This is a genomic window from Streptomyces sp. NPDC097129 (assembly GCF_055668065.1).
The window spans coordinates 131,538-147,324 of the sequence record NZ_JBVOQE010000005.1 but is presented as its reverse complement, the minus strand read 5'-3'; the positions used below and the strand labels follow the sequence as shown (position 1 = coordinate 147,324).

Genomic DNA, 15,787 nt, shown 5'->3' with positions numbered 1-15,787 from the left:
AATCACTGGGAAAAATCCCGGCGGGGATGTCGAGAACCCGCGTCCGGCCCCGTCCCCGGGGTGAACGCGACCACAATGGGCCGCACCTGGACGAGGAGACAGACCATGGCCAAGTACCTGCTGCTCAAGCACTACCGCGGCGCCCCGGAGCCGGTGAACTGCGCACCGATGGACCAGTGGGCCCCGGAGGAGGTCACGGCGCACATCCAGTACATGCACGACTTCGCGGCCCGGCTGGAGAAGACGGGCGAGTTCGTCGACGCTCAGGCGCTCGCACCCGAGGGGATGTGGGTCCGCTACGACGGTGAGGGGCGCCCGCCGGTCACCGACGGCCCGTTCGCCGAGACCAAGGACCTGATCGCCGGCTGGATGGTGATCGACGTCGACAGCGAAGAGCGCGCCCTCGAACTGGCCGGGGAGCTGTCCGCCGCGCCCGGCGCCGGGGGCAAGCCCATCCACGAGTGGCTCGAGGTGCGCCCTTTCCTGGCCGCGCCGCCCACCATCACGGAGTGACCGCACCCATGGACGAGGCACTGCTGCGCAGCCTCACCCCGAGCGTGCTCGCCGTCCTCGTCCGCCGCGGAGCCGATTTCGCGGCGGCCGAGGACGCCGTCCAGGACGCGCTCGTCGAGGCGGTCCGCGTCTGGCCGGCCGGCCCTCCGCGGGACGCGAAGGGGTGGCTGGTCACCGTGGCCTGGCGCAAGTTCCTGGACGCGGCCCGCTCGGACGCCGCCCGCCGCCGGCGTGAGGACGTCGTCGACGGCGAGCCGGCGCCCGGGGCCGCGCCGGCGGTGGACGACACGCTCCAGCTCTACTTCCTGTGCGCCCACCCGTCGCTGACTCCCGCGTCCGCCGTCGCGCTGACGCTGCGCGCCGTGGGCGGGCTGACCACCCGTCAGATCGCGCAGGCCTATCTGGTTCCGGAGGCGACCATGGCGCAGCGGATCAGCCGCGCCAAGCGGACCGTGTCCGGGGTGCGGTTCGACCAGCCCGGCGACGTGGCCACCGTGCTGCGCGTCCTCTATCTGGTGTTCAACGAGGGCTACTCCGGTGATGTCGACCTGGCCGCCGAGGCGATCCGGCTCACCCGGCAGCTCGCGGCGCACGTCGGCCATCCCGAGGTGGCGGGCCTGCTCGCCCTCATGCTGCTGCACCACGCCCGGCGCGCCGCGCGGATCGCGCCCGACGGCAGCCTGGTGCCGCTCGCCGAGCAGGACCGGGCCCGCTGGGACACCGCGTCGATCGCCGAGGGCGTGGCGATCCTGCAGGCGGCGCTCGCGCGCGACCGGCTGGGCGAGTTCCAGGCCCAGGCCGCCATCGCCGCCCTGCACGCCGACGCCCCCACCGCCGAGGAGACCGACTGGGTGCAGATCGTCGAGTGGTACGACGAACTCGCGCGGCTGGCGGACAGCCCACTGGTCCGCCTCAACCGCGCCGTCGCCGTCGGCGAGGCCGACGGACCGCGCGCCGGCCTGGCGGCGCTCGCGGAACTCGACCCCGCGCTGCCCCGCCATGCCGCGGTGGCGGCCCACCTGCACGAACGTGACGGCGACCTCGCGACAGCGGCGCGCCTGTACGCCGAGGCGGCCCGCAAGGCACCCAACCTCGCCGAACGCGACCACCTCACCCGCCAGGCCGCCCGGCTCAACTCCGGCCTGCGCGGCTGACGGCGGTCACTTCCCCTTCGCCGGCTTCAGCGCAGGGACGCTCCGCCCTGCCTCCGATCACGCATCACATCATGCATCACACGAGCTCCTTGTGCGAGGTGACGACGACCCCGTAGAGGTCGGCGATCGTGGCGAGGGCGGCGCGGTGCACCTGGTCGGCGTCCAGGTCGGCGCCGGCGACCGGCAGTGAGCGGGTCGCGGTGGCGTCGGCGACGACCGTCGGGCGATTGCCGCGCAGGAACGCTCCCTGGGCGGTGAACGCCACGCACATGTGGGTCATCCAGCCCGCCAGCACGACGTCCTGCCCGTCCGGGACGTGCGCGCCGAGATCGGTGCCGTGGAACGCGTCCGGGACCTGCTTGACGACGACGCTCTCACCCTCGACGGGCGCCACGCGGGGGTGGATCTCCCCGACCCGGGCCCGGATGTCGTACGGCGTGCCCTCGCCGCCGTCGTTGATGACGTGCACGACCTTCGTGCCGGCGGCGCGGGCGCGGGCCAGGAGCTGCCCGGCGGCGTCGAGGGACGCCTCCCAGCCGTCCAGCTCCATCACGCCCTCGGTGTAGGTGTTCTGGAAGTCGATCAGGATGAGCGTGGAGTCGGCGAGCTTCGCGGGCGTCTCGTCGAAGCCGTTGAGCTGACGCAGCGTCGTCCTGGACATGGTGTGCCCCCTGTGGTGTCGGTGGGATGCGCGGCCCGAGCGGTGCGCCGGGCTGCGTCCACCACGCTAGGCAGCCGTATCCATGTCGGCAATGACGTCTAACATGCAGATACGGACATGCCGTTCACGTGGGGGATCAGTGCCGGGAAGCATCGGACGCCTTGTCGTCATCGTCGTCTTCGAAGGCGTCGACCTGCTCGACGTCACCGGCCCGCCGGAGGTGTTCTCGCTGGCCCGGCGCGAGACGCAGGAGGCGGCCGGCTACGAAGTGGTCCTGGCGGCCGAGACGCTGGACCCCGTCGTCACGGGCGCGGGCGTGCGGGTGCTCCCGGACGCCACGTTCGAACAGGTCGCGGCGCGCCGCATCGACACCCTCGTCGTGCCCGGGTCGGTCGAGGTGGACGACGAGCGCCACGTGCACCCGCTGGTCGACGCGGGCCTGGTCCGCTGGGTGAGGCGGCTCGCCGCCTCCACCCGGCGGGTGACGTCGGTGTGCGTGGGCGCGCACATCCTCGCCGCCGCGGGCCTGCTGGACGGCAGGCGAGCCACCACGCACTGGTCCACCGCGCGGCGCCTCGCCGCCGACCATCCGCAGGTGCAGGTCGACGCCGACCCCATCTTCATCCGGGACGGCGACGTCTGGACCGGGGCGGGGATCAGCGCCTGCCTCGACCTGTCGCTCGCCCTCATCGCCGAGGACCTCGGCGAGGCCGTCGCGTTGCGGGTGGCCCGGCAACTGGTGATGTACCTCAAACGGCCGGGCGGGCAGAGCCAGTTCAGCGTTCCGCTGGAGCAGGTCTCCACCACTCGCCGCATCGAGGACCTGCGGCACCACATCCTGAGCAACATCGGCCGTCCGCTGACCATCGCGGACATCGCCGCCTACGCGCATGTCAGCGAGCGGCATCTGACCAGGCTCTTCAAGACCGAGCTGGGCATGACGCCGCACGCCTACGTCGAGTCCGTCCGCGTCGAGAAGGCGCGCGGCGAACTGGAGTCCACCGACGCCACATTGGACCGTATCGCGTCGCTCACCGGGTTCGGCACGACGGACACCCTGGTCCGGGCGTTCCGCCGCCGTCTGAACACCACGCCGACGGAGTACCGGCGCAGGTTCAGGACGCCGCGGACGGTGTGAGGCCCCCCGGGGGGCGGCCGGGGGCACGACCGGGGTGGGGCCGCCGAGGGGTGCCCAGGGGCCCCGTCGCGCGGATCAGGCGACCGTCAGGACGATCTTGCCGGTGGTGCGGCCCTGCTCGCCGATCTCGTGTGCCTTCGCGGCCAGCTCGAGCGGCAGGACCGTCTCGACCACCGGCTTCAGCGCGCCCCGCTCGACGAGGGCGGCGATCTCGCGCAGCCCCAGGTGGTCGGGCTCGACCAGCATCCAGGCCGCACGCACCCCGTCGTGGGCGGCCGGGACGTCGTCCGGGCCGGGCAGGGTGATCAGCCGGCCGCCGTCCCGGAGCACCGCCAGGGAGCGCTCGGCCGTCTCCCCGCCCAGCCCGTCCAGGACGACGTCGACGTCGCTGACGACGTCCTCGAAGCGCACCGCGCGGTAGTCGACCATCTCGTCCGCGCCCAGCCGCCGCACCAGGTCGTGCTTGGCGGCGCCGGCGGTGCCGATGACGTGGGCGCCGCGCGCCTTGGCGATCTGCACCGCGAAGTGGCCCACCCCGCCGCCGGCCGCGTGCACCAGCACCCGCTCGCCGGGACGCACGTCGGCCGTGTCCACCAGGGCCTGCCAGGCGGTCAGCGCGGCCAGCGGCAGCGCCGCCGCCTCGACATGGGTCAGGTTCGCGGGCTTCGGGGCGAGGTGCCGGGCCGGCGCCACCACGTACTCGGCGTAGGCGCCGGCCTGGCGGGGGAACAGCGGCATGCCGAAGACCTCGTCGCCGGGGCGGAAGATCCCCACGCCGGGCCCGGCCGCCTCGACGGTGCCGGACACGTCCCAGCCGACCGCCGGCACGGCGCCCCACTCGATGAGGCCGCCACTGGCCCGGGTCTTCCAGTCCACCGGGTTCACTCCGGCCGCGTGCACCCGCACCAGGACCTCGCCCAGTCCCGGCTCCGGGCGCTCCACCTCACGCTCGACGAGGGCCTCGGGACCGCCCCACTGCTCCACGACCACTGCACGCATGCTGTCCGTCTCTCTTTCCGTACTCGTTCCCGGCTCCGGGAGGTCCCCGGTGCGACGAGGACAACGATGCGGCACGGGGACCGGCCACGGGATTGGCCGTCCGGCCACTATGTGACAGGATCTGGCCATGAGCGCATCGCAGGGGACGACGACCGAGACCGAGCCGGGCCGGTCGCGGAGGGCGTCACGGCCGCACCGGATCGCCGTGCTGGCCCTGCCCGGGGTACCGCCCTTCGAGCTCGGCATCCCCTCCCGGGTCTTCGGCAGCGCGGCGGACGCCGGCGGCCGCCCGCTCTACGACGTCACCGTCTGCACCGCCGACGGCGCCCCCGTGCCCAGCGACGCCGGTTTCACCGTGCAGCCCGCGGCCGGACCGGAGGCCCTGGCCGCCGCGGACACCGTGATCGTCCCGCCCACTCACGCCATGCCGGAACTGGGCCGCGGCGGCCCGCTGCCCGCGGAGGTCACCGCGGCCATCGCCGGCATCCGGCCCGGCACCCGGCTCGTGTCCATCTGCACCGGCTCCTACGTCCTCGCGGCGGCCGGTCTGCTCGACGGCCGCCCGGCCACCACTCACTGGAACCTGGCGCCGGAGTTCCGCCGGGCCTACCCCAAGGTCAAGGTGGACGAGGACGTCCTGTTCGTCGACGACGGCGACGTGCTGACCTCCGCGGGCGTGGCGGCGGGCGTCGACCTGTGCCTGCACCTGATCCGCCGGGACCACGGCGCGGCCGCCGCCAACCGGGCCGCGCGCCTCTGCGTCGTACCGCCGTGGCGCGACGGCGGGCAGGCCCAGTACATCGACCGCCCGGTCCCCGAACCCACTCTCGCCAGCACCACGGCGACGCGCGCCTGGGCGCTGGAGCACCTCGGCGAGCCGCTCTCCCTCGCCCAGCTCGCCGAGCACGCCCGTATGAGCCTGCGGTCCTTCACCCGGCGCTTTCGCGACGAGGTCGGCATGACCCCGGTGCAGTGGCTGACCGCCCAGCGCCTGGAACTGGCCAAGCAACTGCTGGAGACGACGGACCTGACGATCGGCCTCGTCGCACACCGGGCCGGTTTCGGCTCGGCGAACTCCCTGCGCGCGCACATGCGGGCGGCCTTCGGCATCTCACCCGCCTCCTACCGGCGGGCGTTCAGCCCCCACGACGGGAGCGCGCCGCGCGACTGACCGGCGGCGGGGAGCCGAGGACGAAAAGGTGGGGTGGGCCGGCCCCCCTCGGGCCGGCCCACCCCACCGGCGCCGCCACCAGGGTGGCGCCGTCTGCGTACCGCTCGGTCAGCGCTACCGGTCACCACCGGTACCAGCGGCCCCGGCGGCCGCCACCGGCCGCCGGACGGACCACGAAACCGAGCAGCCACACCGCGAGCACGATCACCGCGACCCACCACAGGGCCTTGAGCGCGAAGCCCGCACCGAACAGGACCAGAGCCAGCAGAAGAACCAGAAGCAGGGGAACCATCGTCATCAACCTCCTGGCCGTCGTGTGCTCTCATCGCGCCCCGGCAAACACCCGATCGCCGCGTTACTTTCACGCGAGCCAGGGAAGACGGGGCCCCATCCGTGTGGCATCAACTGCCTTGTGCGATCCATCGGTTCACCTCACCGAGCGCCCCCCGGACGGGCGGATGGCCGGGTGGAGCGCCGCGTGCAGCGAGGGGGCGAGGGCCTGGCGGATCTCGGCGGGCGTGAGCGCGGCGGTCGTGGGGAGGGGGTTGAGGTAGCGGGTGTAGATCAGTCCGCCCAGGACGGTGACGGCGGCCGTGGCCCGTGCGGTGGCGGCCCGGCCCCCGAGAAATTCAACGAGCCGGGCCAGGAGTTCGGTTTCCAGATAGTCACGGACCGCTGCGGCGACCTCCTCCCCCTGACTGGTGAGCCGGCGGAAGCCGGGGTCCTCCCACAGCCCGGTCACCGCGTCGATGAGGCGGTCCGGCAGGGTGGCCGGGTCACCGGCCAGGACGCGGTCGACGGTGAGCGCGTTGGCGCAGTGGACCTGCATGACGTCGGCGAACAGGGCTTTCTTCGAACCGAAGTGGTACGCGATCGCGGCGGGGTCCACTCCGGCCGCCAGGGCCACCGCGCGCAGTGTGGTGGCCCGGTAGCCGTGCTCGACGAAGAGGGGACGGGCGGCGGAGACGATCGACGCGCGGGTGGGCGGGTTGCCGCGGGGGCGCCCTCGCCCGCGGGCGGGGGCAGGCGCGGCAGCTGACGGAATATTCATCGGCGTTGAGCCTGCGCGGCGGGAGCGGCAGGGTCAAGGGCGTTGTGCCGCCTCCATACCTCGGGAAGGACCCGCCCTCATGCGTATCACCGTCTTCGGAGCCAGTGGACCCACCGGTCGCCGACTGCTCGACCAGGCGCTCGCCGGGGGTCACGAGGTCGTCGCCGTGACGCGGCGGCCCGGGTCGATCGCCGAGCGTCCGGGGCTTGCGACGGCGATCGCCGACGCCACCGATCCGGCAGGCGCCGACGCCGCGATCGGCGGTACGGACGCCGTGCTGTCGGTGCTGGGCACGCCGTTCAGCAAGGAGGAGATCACCACGTACTCCAAGAGCGCCCGGGCGATCACCGACGCGATGGGCCGGCACGGGGTCAAGCGTCTGCTCGTGGTCAGTTCGAGCATCGTGGACCCGCGGTGGCGCCCCACCGGCGCGCACTTCTTCAACCATGTGTTCGACCCGCTGGTGAACCGGCGTTTCGGCCGCACCCTGCACGAGGACATGCGCCGCATGGAGGCCGTGATCCACCGGACGGACCTCGACTGGACTCTCGTACGGCCCTCGGGCCTCTTCGACCACCCCGTGGTGACGGACTATCACACGGCCGAGTCCAGCGCGGACGGGGTGTTCACCTCCCGCACCGATCTGGCCGCCGCCATGCTCCGCGAGGTCGACGAACGCCGGTTCGTACGGTCGGCGATGGGAGTGATCACCACGGCTGTGAAGCCGAGCATCGCCAAGCTGATCTGGAAGGGCGTGAAGAAGGAGTGAGTCCGCCGGCCCAGGTTCGGGAAAGAGCTCAACAAGCCAAAGTCGTGGTCAGCGGGCCCGGTTGGAGGGGAAGATGGTCGCCATGACGCATGAAGGCTCCTCCATCGACTCCACCAAGCCCAGCATCGCCCGTGTGTACGACTACCTGCTCGGCGGCAAGGACAACTACGCCGTGGACCGGGAGATCGGTGACGTCTTCAAACGTGACCTTCCCGGTTCCGTGGCGATCGCGTTCGCCAACCGCTCCGCCCTGACCCGGGCAGTGCGGGAGATCGCGACGACCACCGACGTACGGCAGTTCATCGACCTGGGCAGTGGTCTGCCGACCGCCGACAACGTGCACCAGGTGGCGCAGCGGCACGCGCCCGAGTCGCGGGTCGTGTATGTCGACATCGACCCGCAGGTGCTGGTCCACGGGCGGGCGCTGCTGGAGGAGAACGAGCACACCCGGGTCGTCCCGGCCGATGTGCGCGACCCCGAGGCGATCCGCAACCACCCGGACACCGTGGAGCTGATCGACTTCACCCGCCCGGTCGCCGTCATATTCAGTGCCATCCTCCACCACGTCAACGACGAGGAGGACCCCGCCGCGATCGTCCGCTACTGGCGTGAACAGGTGCCCGCCGGGAGCTACTTCTTCGTCAGCCACTTCCGTTCGGGCAACAACGCCGAGACGGAGGAGGCGGAGAAGGTCCTCCAGCAGACGTTCGGGCGCGGCCGGTGGCGCAGCGACGAGGAGATCGAGGCGCTGCTGGGCGACCTGGACATCCTCGAGCCCGGGATCGTCCCCGCCGGACTGTGGCGTCCCGACGTGGTCGACAGCCGCTGGAACCAGGGCGGCGGGCGGGAACTCACCGTCTGGGAGCACCTCATCTCCGCCGGGCTGGCCAGGAAGTCCTAGCCGGCCGGCCGTTCCCGCGGGGTGAAGGCAGGACCGAGGTGTCGGCGCCGGGTCGGACAGGCCCGCGCCGAGCTTCGGCGGTGACGCGTCGGTTCAGGGGTCGGGCCGGTCGCCGCCCGGCTCGCTCGCCGCGGTGAGCAGATCGTCCCGGCCGGCCAGCGCTTCGAGGGAGAGCGTGCGGTAGCCGACTTCTTCGAAGAGGACGGTGATGCGGTCCCCGTCCTCGCTCAGCACGGTGCCCGGGCCCCACTGTCCGTGCCGCACGGCCGTACCGACCGGATAGGCCCCGGCGTCCGGGTGCGCCGCCCGCGGATCGCCGGGCGGGCCGTCGCCGCCCTCGGCGTCCACGGCGTCGCACACGTCGCAGTTCCCGCACGGCGCCTCGTACTCCTCGCCGAAGTACCCCAGCAGGAAGCGCCGCCGGCAACCGGTCGTCTCGGCGTAGGCCCGGGCCATGTCGACCCGGGAGCGGTCCATGCGCCGGTGGGCCTCGGCGCTCTCCTCCGCCCGCCGCACGGCCCGGGACGGGGCCGTGTCCGGGTCCGGCCGGACGGCGCCCGAGGCGTCCGTGGCCACGGCCCCGGCCTCCTCCAGCAGGTTCACCGCGGTGGTGACCCGGCTGCGGGACAGACCGGTGTCGTGGCGCAGTTCGTCGAGCGCCACCGGCTCGTCCGCGTGGTCGTGGACGGCCCGCACGACCGCGCCCACGGTGTCCGCGCCGGGTGCGCGGCCGCTGAAGTAGACCTGCATCCCGGTGTCCTCGGGACGGAAGTGCAGTACGGCGAGGGCGGGCCGGCCGTCCCGGCCGCAGCGGCCGATCTCCTGGTAGTAGGCGTCCAGGGAGCCCGGCAGCGCGGCGTGCAGCACGAACCGCACGTCCTCCTTGTCGATGCCCATCCCGAAAGCCGTGGTCGCCACCACCACGTCCGCCTCGCCCGCCAGGAACGCCTCGTGGATCCGCCGTCGTTCGGCGGCGCGCAGGCCCGCGTGATAGGCCTCGGCGGCAAGGCCGAGGGAGGCCAGCTCCGCCGCGTAGTACTCGGTGTCCTTGCGGGTCGCGGCGTAGACGATGCCGGGCTTGGCCTCGGCCGCCGCCCGCTCGACGACCAGGCGCCGCCGTTCGTCGTCGTCCAGGTGCCGGTGGACCTCGAGCCGGATCTCGGGGCGGTCGAACCCGGTGACCAGGTGGCGGGGCCGGTCCATGCCGAGCCGCTCGACGATGTCCTGGCGGACCGGCGGCGCGGCGGTCGCGGTGAGCGCGAGGACGGGGGGCCGGCCCAGGCGCCGTACGGCCTGGGCGAGGCGGAGGTAGTCGGGCCGGAAGTCATGGCCCCAGGAGGACACGCACTGGGCCTCGTCGACGACGAACAGCGCCGGTCGCGCCTCGGCCAGCCGCTGGACCACCTCGTCCTTGGCCAGTTGCTCCGGGGACAGATAGACGTAGCTGACCCCGCCGTCGCGCACCGCCTCCCAGGCCGCCTCCGCCTCGGCCGCGGAGAGGTCGGAGTTCACGGCGACGGCTCCCGGTCCGCTCTCGCCGCCGGGCAGCCCGGCGATCTGGTCCCGCTGCAGGGCCAGCAGCGGCGAGACGACCACCACAGGACCCGGCAGCAGCAGGGCCGGGACCTGGTACACGGCGGACTTGCCCGCTCCGGTCGGCATGACGACGAGGGTGTCCCGTCCCTGCAGCACCCACTCCATCGCGGTGAGCTGCTCGGGCCGCAGCTCGTCCCAGCCGAACACCTCGGCGGCGGTCTCCCGCAGACGCCGGGCCCGCCCCGCGCCGCCACGGGGTGTGTCGCCGGTCATGACCACTCCTTCGCTCCGGCCGCCGGGAGCGGCGTGGTTCCCGGTCCCGCACGGCTGTGCTGGGTACCCCGGGGTGACGCCGCCACGCACCGGGCCGGTGACCTGCCCGGGCGCTGCCGGCCGTTTCCGTGCGGCGCGCCGGGGAACCCGCGGCGGATCGCAAGAGAGACGAGCTGACGCGGTGGCGGCGTGCGGGAGGGCGCTTCCGCGGTCCCGGCGAAGGGCGGGCGAGCATGCCCCGGATCACGGACGACGCCCCCGACGACGCGCTCGACGTCCACTTCATCGGCAACGCCACGGTCCTGCTGCGGTACGGGCCGCTCACGCTCCTGACCGACCCGAACTTCCTGCACCGCGGGGAGTACGCCTACCTCGGCTACGGGCTGCTGAGCCGGCGCCTGACCGAGCCGGCCCTCGACGTGCACGAACTGCCCCGCCTCGACGGGATCGTGCTCTCCCATCTGCACGGGGACCACTGGGACCGGCGGGCGCGCCGCGGCCTGGACCGCTCCGTTCCGGTGCTGACCACCCCGCACGCGGCACGCCGCCTGAGGGTCGTGCACGGCTTTCCCCGTACGGCGGGGCTGCGCGCCTGGCGGCACTTCACCCTGCGGCGCGGTGACGCGCAGGTCAGGGTGACGGCGCTGCCGGGCCGGCACGCCGGTCACCCGGTGCTGCGCGGGCTGCTGCCGCCGGTGATGGGGAGCATGCTGGAGTTCGGCCCGCCGGGGCGGCCCGCGCGACTGCGCCTGTACGTCTCGGGCGACACCCTGCCGTTCGAGGGCCTGGCCGAGATCGCCACTCGTTTCCCGGCCGCCGATCTGGCCGTCCTGCACCTGGGCGGCACGCGCCTTCCGGGCGGGTTCGTGGTGACGATGGACGGTGCGCAGGGCGCCGAGCTCGCCGGGCAGCTCGCTCCGCGGCGCATCCTGCCGGTCCATTACGGCGACTACACGGTGATGCGCTCACCGCTGTCCGCGTTCCTCGCCGAGGCCGGCCGGGCGGGGCTCGGCGACCGCGTCGTCGCCTGCGGGCACGGCGGACGGGTGCGGATCGCTCCCGGGACGGCTCCGGCCCTGCTGTGAGCGGCCCCCCTGGCGGCCTCTCCGCTGTCGAGGGGCCCAGCCGGACAGCAGCCGGCCCCGCACACGGGTCCCCGAGAGGCCCCGGACCACGCCCGGCGAGTGTGACACTGGGAGACAGAAGCCGCCTGTTCAGGACGCGCGGGAGGAGTTCGAAATGAGCCAGGTCGGAAGCCGTCCGTCGGGTCTTCTCCAGCCGCTGGGGGCCGTCGCCTCGGGGCTCCGGCGCCTGCCGGGGGCCGAGCAGGTGGGCCGGTTCGCCGACGGTGCGCTGGACCGGATCGGAGCGATCTCCCCGCGCGGCCGCCGGCTGGCCGTCTACACCGGAGCCGGAGTGCTGGGCGTCGCCGGAATCGTGGAGTGGCCGGTGGCGGCCGCGGGCGCCGCCGTCGCCTGGCTGACCCAGCCGCGTCCCGTACGCGGTACGCAGGAAGGCGCGGGTCACGCAGTAGCGGGCGCCGAGGGTGACGGGACACAGGCCGCCGGGGCCGAGGGTCCGGGGCCGGTGCGCGTGGACAGCGGTGACACCTTCACCGAGGAGCGGGGGGCGGGTGACCGGCTGGCCCCGTCCCACTTCCGCCACGACGAGCCCGAAGAGCATGTGCACGAGCAACCCGCCAAGGTCGGCGACCCGCTCACGGCGTCGGCGCTCAAGAAGGTCGCGGAGGCCTCGTCGCACCACCACACCCCGGACCACAGGCCCCACTGACGGCCGCACCGGTCCGCAGCCGCCGGTCGGGCACGGCGTTTTGCCCGTCTGTGGAAGGGAACGCAGGGTTGGTGGTCGCGTATGGAGCGGAGCAGCGGGTGCGGCTCCCCGCGCTGCGGACGGGCTGGCTGCGGCAGACGTTCGTCCACTGGCCGTTTCCCCGGCGGGCGGTGCAGGCGCTGCTGCCCCCGGAACTCGTCGTCGACGTGTACGAGGACACGGCGTGGGTGAGTCTGACCCCGTTCGTCATGGCCCGCGTCCGCCCGCCCGGCGTGCCCTCCGCGCTGCCGGGGCTGCCGACGTTCGCGGAGACCAATCTGCGGACCTACGTCCGGCACCGGGGCTCGCGGCGGGACGGGCTGTGGTTCCTGGCCATCGAGGTGGCGTTCCCGCTGATGCTCGCGGCGCGGGCCGTGGGCGTGCCGTACCACCAGGGCACCCTGCGCGTCTCCACGGACGGGGACCTCGTGTCGTACACAGGGTCCCGGTGGGGCGGTGACGTCGCCTACCGGATCGTCGTCCGCCCGGGCGATCCGATCAGGCCGGCGGAACGGGACGTGTGGCTGACCTCGCGGTGGCGGGCGTATTCACGCCGGTACGGGATGCTGTGGCAGACGCCGGTCGAGCACGAGCCGTGGCCGCTGCGGGCCGCCGTGGTCGAGACGGCCGAGGAGACCCTGACCCGCGCGGCCGGTCTCCCGGCGCCCGCCGGTGAGCCCGTGGTGCACTTCTCGGAAGGGGTCAGGCATGTGCGGCTCGGGCCGTCCCGTCCGTGTCGCTGAGGGGGCCCCGTCCCCTCACGGCGGCCATGGGGCGGGCGGATGAGCCGTGGGGACGGCTGCTGTGCGGACCGGCGGGCGCGGTTGCGTTTCGACGGCTGGATCGCGGGCGTGGGGACGGCTTCGGGGACCCGGGTGGTCGTGGGCCACTGGCACCGCTCGCCGTTCGGCCCGTTCAGCGACGTGATGATCGAGCGGGAACGGGGCGAACGGCTGCTGCTGGCGCCGACGCGGCGCGTCGCCGATTTCCTCAGCGGCACGTACCTCTTCGACACGGTGCGCGTCGTACCCGTCGACGTGACGGCGTCGGGCGGCAGTTGTGCGGTGCGCGCGGGGCCGCTGGAGCTGCGCTTCACGGTCGGCCGGCCGGGACCGCTGGGGCTCCTGCTCGCGGCGGTGCCCCGCCCGCTCGCCCGCAGTGCGTCGTGGACGGTGGTGACGGACCCCGTCGCCCGGCTGCTGCTGCGCGGCGTGCGGACCCGCGGCAGCGCGGTGCCCGGACGCCGAGAGTGGTACGGCGCCGGCGGGCTGTGGCCCGTCACCGGTCTGTCGGCTGTCTTCGCGGGTGAGGATCTCGGCGTACTGGCGCCCATCGAGCCACCGGTGCGCTTCGGGTTCGCTTCCGTGCCGCGCCGGCCGGCCCTGACGCGCGTCACCACGACCGTCGCGCCGTAGCGGTGATCCGGTGCTCTGCCGGGCCGGAGGTCAGACGAGGGGGCGCGTGGCGGCGCGGGCGGCGCGGCGCGCGGTGCCGACGGCTCCCTCCCGGGTGGCTCCGCGCAGTCCTAGCACCACCCGGGTGCTGAGTCCGTCGAGGAGGGCGAGGAGTGCGTCGGCGGCCGCCGGGACCTCGTCCTGCGGCAGGCCGAAGCGTCCCTGGCGCACTCCCCGCAGCAGCAGCCGTTCCAGGTCCTCCTGCCAGGCCTGGTCGAACTCCTCCTGGGCGGTGGTCAGTTCGCGGTTGCCGGCGGCGCGCGCCCACAGTTCGATCCACAGCATCCAGCGGGAGTCGCGCGGCCCCTCGGGCAGATAGAGCTCGACGAAGGCGTCCAGGCGGCGGGCGATGGTGGTGCGCCGCGACAGCAGGGCCCGCCGCTCCTCGGTGAGCCGGTCCTCGCTCCAGCGCAGCGCTTCCAGGAGCAGCCGGTCCTTGCTGCCGAAGTAGTACAGGATGTGGCCGCCGGACGTGCCGAGGCGTTCGGCGAGTCCGGACATGGTGAGTTCGGCCAGACCGTGCTCCGCGATGGCCCGCATCGCCTCTTCGAGCATGCGCTCGCGCGCGATCACCCCGCCTCGTCTGCGTCGTGCCACTGGTGCCGTCACGGCGGACAGTCTAGCGGCGCCCCCATCGGAGCTTGAACGCCGTTCAATCTTTGGGACGCCCAGCCGGACCTATTGACAGAGCGGAGCCTTCTTCAACATCTTGTATGACGTTCAAACTTCCTTGAACCGCATTCAAGGAAGTTCCGCTCTCCGCGCTCGCCCTTCGCTCCTCCGCCCCTCCGCCCCTTCGCCCCTCCGCCCGCGGCCAGCCGCCCGAACCCGGGGACACCTCCATGACGCACACGCCCGCCGACACACCGCCCGGCGACTCGCCGCCGACGCGGACGCCGTCGCCGATGTCCACGCCCGAGCCCACCCCGGCCGCCGCCGGCGGCGCGGCGCCCGTCGCCCTCGCGCGGGTCCTCGGTCCCGTGGGCGCCGTCCTGCTCACGCTGTCCTGCATCACGCCCGCCTCGTCGCTGTTCATCCTGGTCCCCGAGCTGTTCGCCGGTCAGGGCACGGGCGCTCCGCTGACCATCGCGGTGGGCATCGTCATCTCGATCGCGGTGGGCGCCTGTTACGCCGAACTGGGCACGCTGACCCCGAGTTCCGGCGGCGAGTACGCCATGGTCGACGCGCTGCTCGGGCGGTTCCTGGGCTGGGTGACCTTCGCGATGACCATCGCGATGCTCGTGGTCATCCCGCCGGTGATCGCTCTGGGCACGGCCGACTACCTCGCCGACCTGGTGCGGGTGGACCCGCAGGTCGCCGGCTGCGCCGTCATGCTGGTGGCGATCGCGACGGCCGTCCTCGACGTCAAGTCGAACGCCCTGGTGACCGGCGCCTTCCTGGTCCTGGAGGTGGTGGCCGCCGGAGTGGTGGCCGTCCTGGGCCTCGCCCACACCCAGCGCTCCCCGTCGGTGCTCGTCCACCCGGAGGTGTCCCAGGCGGCCGCCGGACAACCGGCGTTCACCCTGGGGCTCCTCGTCTCCGGGCTGGCCGCCGCGATGTTCGTGGTCAACGGGTTCGGCACCGCCTCCTATCTCGCGGAGGAGATCCACCGGCCCCGCCGCAACGTGGCGCGTGCCGTCTTCTGGTCGCTGTTCATCGGCGCCGCCGTCATCCTCGTACCCGCCGTCGCGGCGGTGCTCGGCACCGCGTCCACCGACACGCTGTCCACGGCCACCTTCTCCGACCTGGTGCGCGGCTGGGCGGGCGACACCACGGCCACGGTCATCGACCTGTGCGTCGCGCTGGCCATCCTCAACGCGGTCCTGGTGATGGTGCTGCAGAACGCCCGGGTCGTCTACGCCTCGGGACGCGACCGGGCCTGGCCCGAACCCGTCAACCGCGCGCTGACCCGGCTGCACCCCCGTTTCGGCTCGCCGTGGGTCGCCACCCTCGTCATCAGTCTGCCCGGGGCGGCGCTGGCCTGCTTCGCCGACCTGACGACGCTGTACGAGGCGACCGGCGCCATCCTCGCCGTCGTCTACGTCCTGCTCGCCCTGGCCGCGCTCGCCGCGCGCCGCGCACCGCTGCGCGGCCGTCCCGCCTGGCGGATGCCGCTGTGGCCGCTGGCACCGGTCGTCGTGCTCGCCTCGGTCGGCTACGTGCTGTACCAGCAGGCCGGACGGGACCTCGCCATCACCGGCGGCGTCGTCGCGGCGGCCGCTCTCTACTACGTCCTGTACCTGCGCCGGCATCCGCACGACCGCTGGCAGGTCGCCGCTCCCGACGCCGACGACTGACACCGGCCCCACGGCCGTCGCCCCACCACCGCACGCACAC

The 15,787-nt window shown here is 73.5% G+C and carries 17 protein-coding genes; 11 read left to right on the top strand and 6 right to left on the bottom strand.

The genetic code is table 11. The features are described from left to right. Nucleotides 1–105: 105 nt before the first annotated feature. Both AC0B9F_RS16785 and AC0B9F_RS16780 read left to right on the top strand, forming a co-directional pair. Complete coding sequence (locus AC0B9F_RS16785; RefSeq protein ID WP_472003255.1) at nt 106–513, top strand: YciI family protein; 408 nt, start codon at nt 106–108, stop codon at nt 511–513. A gap of 8 nt (nt 514–521) precedes the next feature. Continuing rightward, entirely contained in the window at nt 522–1,667 is a 1,146-nt protein-coding gene (locus AC0B9F_RS16780) for an RNA polymerase sigma factor (protein ID WP_472003776.1), read from the top strand. 76 nt (nt 1,668–1,743) lie between these two features. Here the strand turns inward: AC0B9F_RS16780 and AC0B9F_RS16775 are convergent, their stop codons facing one another. Next, the gene (locus AC0B9F_RS16775) at nt 1,744–2,328 is read right to left on the bottom strand and encodes a cysteine hydrolase family protein (RefSeq protein ID WP_472003253.1); all 585 of its coding nucleotides are present in this window, start codon (nt 2,326–2,328) and stop codon (nt 1,744–1,746) included. A gap of 103 nt (nt 2,329–2,431) precedes the next feature. Between AC0B9F_RS16775 and AC0B9F_RS16770 the strand changes: the two genes are divergently transcribed. Further along, nucleotides 2,432–3,466: a GlxA family transcriptional regulator gene (locus tag AC0B9F_RS16770; protein WP_472003251.1), complete on the top strand. Its 1,035-nt coding sequence runs from the start codon at nt 2,432–2,434 to the stop codon at nt 3,464–3,466. 75 nt (nt 3,467–3,541) lie between these two features. Here the strand turns inward: AC0B9F_RS16770 and AC0B9F_RS16765 are convergent, their stop codons facing one another. After that, nucleotides 3,542–4,465: an NADP-dependent oxidoreductase gene (locus tag AC0B9F_RS16765; RefSeq protein WP_472003249.1), complete on the bottom strand. Its 924-nt coding sequence runs from the start codon at nt 4,463–4,465 to the stop codon at nt 3,542–3,544. Nucleotides 4,466–4,592: 127 nt separating this feature from the next. Here AC0B9F_RS16765 and AC0B9F_RS16760 point away from each other — a divergent pair, with 127 nt between their 5' ends. Continuing rightward, nucleotides 4,593–5,636, top strand: coding sequence for a GlxA family transcriptional regulator (locus AC0B9F_RS16760; RefSeq protein ID WP_472003247.1), 1,044 nt, complete (start codon nt 4,593–4,595; stop codon nt 5,634–5,636). A gap of 121 nt (nt 5,637–5,757) precedes the next feature. Here AC0B9F_RS16760 and AC0B9F_RS16755 read toward each other — a convergent pair whose 3' ends face one another. Both AC0B9F_RS16755 and AC0B9F_RS16750 read right to left on the bottom strand, forming a co-directional pair. Further along, nucleotides 5,758–5,928: a hydrophobic protein gene (locus AC0B9F_RS16755; RefSeq protein WP_361637512.1), complete on the bottom strand. Its 171-nt coding sequence runs from the start codon at nt 5,926–5,928 to the stop codon at nt 5,758–5,760. Between the two features lie 135 nt (nt 5,929–6,063). Then, complete coding sequence (locus AC0B9F_RS16750) at nt 6,064–6,687, bottom strand: TetR/AcrR family transcriptional regulator (protein WP_472003245.1); 624 nt, start codon at nt 6,685–6,687, stop codon at nt 6,064–6,066. Between the two features lie 79 nt (nt 6,688–6,766). On the opposite strand from AC0B9F_RS16750, the gene AC0B9F_RS16745 reads away from it, so the two are divergent. Together AC0B9F_RS16745 and AC0B9F_RS16740 are read left to right on the top strand one after the other, a co-directional pair. Continuing rightward, nucleotides 6,767–7,456 carry an NAD(P)-dependent oxidoreductase gene (locus tag AC0B9F_RS16745; RefSeq protein WP_472003243.1) on the top strand — a complete coding sequence of 230 codons (690 nt, stop codon included), beginning with the start codon at nt 6,767–6,769 and terminating at the stop codon, nt 7,454–7,456. Between the two features lie 82 nt (nt 7,457–7,538). Beyond that, complete coding sequence (locus AC0B9F_RS16740; RefSeq protein WP_472003229.1) at nt 7,539–8,357, top strand: SAM-dependent methyltransferase; 819 nt, start codon at nt 7,539–7,541, stop codon at nt 8,355–8,357. A gap of 93 nt (nt 8,358–8,450) precedes the next feature. Here AC0B9F_RS16740 and AC0B9F_RS16735 read toward each other — a convergent pair whose 3' ends face one another. Then, on the bottom strand, nt 8,451–10,166 hold the full coding sequence (locus AC0B9F_RS16735; RefSeq protein WP_472003224.1) for a RecQ family ATP-dependent DNA helicase: 1,716 nt from the start codon (nt 10,164–10,166) through the stop codon (nt 8,451–8,453). Nucleotides 10,167–10,399: 233 nt separating this feature from the next. Between AC0B9F_RS16735 and AC0B9F_RS16730 the strand changes: the two genes are divergently transcribed. The 4 genes from AC0B9F_RS16730 to AC0B9F_RS16715 all read left to right on the top strand — a co-directional run bounded on the left by AC0B9F_RS16730 (nt 10,400) and on the right by AC0B9F_RS16715 (nt 13,411). Further along, nucleotides 10,400–11,251 carry an MBL fold metallo-hydrolase gene (locus AC0B9F_RS16730; protein WP_472003222.1) on the top strand — a complete coding sequence of 284 codons (852 nt, stop codon included), beginning with the start codon at nt 10,400–10,402 and terminating at the stop codon, nt 11,249–11,251. A 154-nt stretch (nt 11,252–11,405) separates the two neighbouring features. Continuing rightward, nucleotides 11,406–11,957 (top strand): hypothetical protein, encoded by a 552-nt coding sequence (locus AC0B9F_RS16725; protein ID WP_472003220.1) that lies wholly within the window; start codon nt 11,406–11,408, stop codon nt 11,955–11,957. A gap of 71 nt (nt 11,958–12,028) precedes the next feature. Next, nucleotides 12,029–12,739 (top strand): YqjF family protein, encoded by a 711-nt coding sequence (locus tag AC0B9F_RS16720; RefSeq protein WP_472003218.1) that lies wholly within the window; start codon nt 12,029–12,031, stop codon nt 12,737–12,739. 39 nt (nt 12,740–12,778) lie between these two features. After that, complete coding sequence (locus AC0B9F_RS16715; protein ID WP_472003216.1) at nt 12,779–13,411, top strand: hypothetical protein; 633 nt, start codon at nt 12,779–12,781, stop codon at nt 13,409–13,411. A 30-nt stretch (nt 13,412–13,441) separates the two neighbouring features. On the opposite strand, the gene AC0B9F_RS16710 is transcribed toward AC0B9F_RS16715, so the two are convergent. Further along, nucleotides 13,442–14,005: a TetR/AcrR family transcriptional regulator gene (locus AC0B9F_RS16710; RefSeq protein ID WP_472003774.1), complete on the bottom strand. Its 564-nt coding sequence runs from the start codon at nt 14,003–14,005 to the stop codon at nt 13,442–13,444. Between the two features lie 287 nt (nt 14,006–14,292). On the opposite strand from AC0B9F_RS16710, the gene AC0B9F_RS16705 reads away from it, so the two are divergent. Further along, the gene (locus tag AC0B9F_RS16705) at nt 14,293–15,747 is read left to right on the top strand and encodes an APC family permease (protein WP_472003214.1); all 1,455 of its coding nucleotides are present in this window, start codon (nt 14,293–14,295) and stop codon (nt 15,745–15,747) included. Nucleotides 15,748–15,787 lie beyond the last annotated feature (40 nt).